Here is a 2,178-nt window from a genome sequence, read left to right as displayed (position 1 = left end):
ACGCGCTTTGAAATCGGCACTGAATTTTCTGCGTTTTCCACTCATAACTTAGTCTAATGTAGGTACTTTTAAATTTAACTTAGCAAGTGGTCTAAATTTCGGGGAGTATTACACTCAGACGTTTAAATGATATTGCTAAGTTTCCAGAGAACGACAAAAATTGTATTCTCTACACCATTGATGCAATGATTAATAATGTGAAGCTAAAAGGATTGAATGTATAAAAAAAGCCTTGCAGGGATGCAAGGCTTAGACTTCTATTCTTTGAAGTTACAAAATAACAACTTCCCATTACCAATATAAGCAGTCATTCGTTCATCTCTATAAAAGGATACTGGCTTTAGGTACAGTGCTTCATCAAGTGGGCGATTACTCCAAGTCAAGCCATTATCCTTTGATAAGTACATTACAGGTTTCGTACCGCCAAATCCTCCAAGCATATTCTTGTCAATTTTTGAAGCAAGAATCACAATCAAACCATTGTACTTATACAATTGGTCGGGCGAAAATTCATTATCTTCTGAAAAGGTCTTTATTTCTGTTAATTTTCCTTTTTCATAATGCTGTAGGACAGTTCTATTATTATCCTTGCCTAAAAGCCAATAATCGCCATTTTCGTTAACTGCAAAGTCTGTAATATTCAAGTCAAATTGCAATGAATCTAACTCTTTACTTTTCTTTTTGATTGAGTAAATCCAATCTGTTTTATCATTTCGTTTATAGGATAGAAAATAGAGTTTACCATTAAGCGTTTTCGTTTCTCCGATAGGCGTATTTATATTTTGGAAATTCCATTCTTTCCCACCATTATTTGTTCTTAAAATCTGATAATCTAATGGATTTCCTGATGGTCTGAATAAAATGACTCCCTTATCCTTAGATGTAAAATAAATATCTCTAACAAAGGAATTTCCTTCATCCCATTCATATAACTCCAAAACTATTCCATCTTCTTTTGAAACTCTATAAAGTTTGTATTTACTGTATTTTGGGTTTTGTCGCTCCTGATATTGCTGTCTGCTTATGAGGTAAATGTATTTTTCAGTTTGACATACTGCCTGACATTTACCAGATATCTTTTCGCTAAATGAAGTCCATTTTTTTTCATCTCCTACAACCGCTCGCTCAATAATGATTTCACTTGTACGAAAATCTCGTTTATCTTCTTCTATTGCACCAAATAAGTAATGATATTTTTCATCACTTAATTGATAGGTGAACAATTCGTGTCCCACATCTAAATTTGTTTGATAGATATTGCATTGTGGTAAATTATTTTTATCTGTACAGGTCATTGCTGTTAATAGCCCTAATATGGTAAATATAGATAGCATCTTCATAGTCAATTACCATGTAGGTCCTGGGGTTATTAAAATATTCCCTGGGTTTCGTTCAGGATCCCAATATCCATCAGGATAATGAGGTCCTTTTAGGATATGTGGGAACATCTGTATTATTTGAGACCTGCCATCAGGTGAAAAGAATGAATCACTAAAATCAGGGGTCATTGAAATATGCCATAAATCAGGAACTTTCAATTTCCCAATTTTACCACTTCCAGAATATGCAGGAACGTGCGTTCCGTAAGCAAAAGAATGAAATTCACTATTATTTCCTTGTAAAGAAGGATTAGAGCTAATACCTTCATTCATTAGAACTTGTAACTCTACTGCTGTTTCATCCAACCATTCTTTTCCCAATTCCGAAAGTTTCGCTCTCGTTTCATTCTTAAAACGGTTAATGTATTTATGACCGTACCCTAAATAATAATCAGGCGGTCTTGTATTATACTTTTCAATATGACTTTTGTATCTATCTGTATAATAGTCAGCATCTCCAGTTGCTTCGATAAAATCATACTCATAATTAACTGTACTTGGGTCTGCACCATTGGTTAATTGCCATCCATTACTTTCTGACATTGTCCAATCGTTTCCAAAAGCACCCGTTGTTATCGAGCCTACATCAGCTTCATCACAAGGCACATACTCACCGCCTACTTTCTGGAAACATCTGCCATCAGGGTCAATATAGTTGATTGGGTTATTAGCAGAAAAATGATATGGTGAAAATCCAATCTGTTTTGGAACGTCTGCAAGAGGGTCAACAGAGGTCCATCGTCCGAGTCTAGAGTCTAGGTTTCTGGCTTCAAATTCTACCCAATTATTTTCTATGTTG

General features: G+C 34.8%; 2 protein-coding genes. Both read right to left on the bottom strand.

What is annotated here, in order from left to right; genetic code table 11:
* Nucleotides 1–257: 257 nt before the first annotated feature.
* On the bottom strand, nt 258–1,340 hold the full coding sequence (locus J4G02_22935; protein MCE2397364.1) for a hypothetical protein: 1,083 nt from the start codon (nt 1,338–1,340) through the stop codon (nt 258–260).
* Nucleotides 1,341–1,346: 6 nt separating this feature from the next.
* Nucleotides 1,347–2,178, bottom strand: an 832-nt coding sequence (locus J4G02_22930; protein MCE2397363.1) for a hypothetical protein, incomplete at its 5' end; no start/stop codon positions are given.

The organism is Candidatus Poribacteria bacterium (assembly GCA_021295755.1).
In the GTDB taxonomy this organism is placed as follows: Bacteria; Poribacteria; WGA-4E; order WGA-4E; family PCPOR2b; genus PCPOR2b.
Note: the sequence above shows the minus strand (reverse complement) of the source record. Positions and strands in the feature narration are given on the sequence as shown.

Excerpts from the sequence above, each read along its gene's own strand:
- J4G02_22935 (MCE2397364.1), bottom strand. The coding sequence starts at position 1,340 with ATGAAGATGCTATCTATATTTACCATATTAGGGCTATTAACAGCAATG.